The sequence below is a fragment of the Streptomyces sp. NRRL WC-3549 genome (assembly GCF_000721935.1).
GTDB lineage: Bacteria > Actinomycetota > Actinomycetes > Streptomycetales > Streptomycetaceae > Streptomyces.
Genome location: NZ_KL585425.1, coordinates 7,044 through 8,505, shown reverse-complemented (window position 1 = coordinate 8,505; position 1,462 = coordinate 7,044). Strand labels below are relative to the sequence as shown.

Annotated in this window: 1 protein-coding gene; it reads left to right on the top strand. The window is 74.6% G+C overall.

Translation table 11 applies throughout. The annotated features are described in order from the left end of the window. Positions 1 to 1,462 (top strand): acyltransferase domain-containing protein (locus tag IH13_RS42865; protein WP_037842565.1); only part of this gene is annotated, 1,462 nt, incomplete at both ends.

The following is a 1,462-nucleotide window of genomic DNA, read 5'->3' as shown; positions in this document are numbered from 1 at the left end:
GGCTGGCCAACCACAACGCCCCGGCCCAGACCGTGCTCTCCGGTGCGACGGGATCCGTCCGCGTCGTCGAGGAGAAGCTCGCCGCGGAGGGGATCACCACGCGACGGCTGGACGCCGCGACGGCGTTCCACTCCCCGGTGGTGGCCCCGGCGTGCGAACCGCTCTCCGCGTACCTGCGCAAGCTGACGGTCACTGAGCCCCGGCTGGACGTCTACGGGAACGCCGACGCCGCGGTGTACCCCTCGGCACCCGGCGAGATCCGGCGCAGGATCGCCGGCCATCTCGCCTCACCCGTGCTGTTCGGCGACGAGATCGAGGCGATGTACGCCGCGGGCGTGCGGACGTTCGTCGAGGTCGGCGCCGGTGACACGCTCACCGGCCTCGTCGGGCAGATCCTCGGCGACCGCGCGCACCTGGCGGTCGCGCTGGACCGCAGGGGACGCGACGGAACCACCTCCCTGCACGACGCCCTCGGCCGGCTCGCCGTCCGGGGGATCCCGCTGGACCACGACGACTTGTGGGCGCCGTACGAGCCACCCGCAGCAGCACCCGAGGAGCACGAACCCAGGATGACCGTGCAGATCAACGGCAAGAACCACGGCCGGCTCTACCCGCCCGCCGGCGGTGCCGGGGCACTGCCCGCGCCGAACCCCCCGCGGCGCACCGAGACGCCCCCTCCCGCCGTCCGGGTTCCGGCCCCGGCCACCGCCCCTTCCACCGCAGTGGCGCCCGCCGCGGTCGCCTCCGCCGCCGTTCCCGCGGTGCCTCCGGCGGTGGCCCCGTCCCTCCCGGCCGGTGGGGACGCCGCCCAGTGGTTCGCCGTGATCGACAACGTGCAGCGCTCCACCGCTCAGGCCCATGAGGCATGCCAGCGCATGCTGATCGACAGTCACCTCGCCTTCCTGCGGATGACGGAGACGACGCTCACCGCGATGCTGGGGGCGCAGGTGCCCGGACAGACGGGCCTCCCGGAGCTGTCCGCCCCGCCCGCCACACCCGCCGAGCCGGTGACGCCGCCCGCGTACGCGGCGTACGCCACCGTCCCCGCCGTGTACGCCACCGTCCCCGCCGTGCTGCCCGAACCCGGGCCGGTACCTGTGCCCGTGCCTCTGCCGGAACCGGTCTCCGTCCCGGAACCGGCCCCGGCCGTACCGAGCGCGGCCCAGGCGGTGCCGACGGACGTGCCCGCGGACGTCTCCGCCGCGGGGTTCGGGGAACTGCTGCTCTCCGTGGTGGCGGAGCGGACGGGATACCCGGTCGCGATGCTGAACGTGGACATGGACCTCGAGTCGGACCTGGGGGTGGACTCGATCAAGCGGGTGGAGGTCCTGTCCGCGGTGCGGGAGCGCATCGGCGGCCGGCCGGACGGCGACGTGGGCGAACTCCTGAAGCTCCGTACGCTCCGCGAGATCGTCGACGCGTTCACCGCCACCACGGCCGGAGCCGCCACCACGGCGGGAGC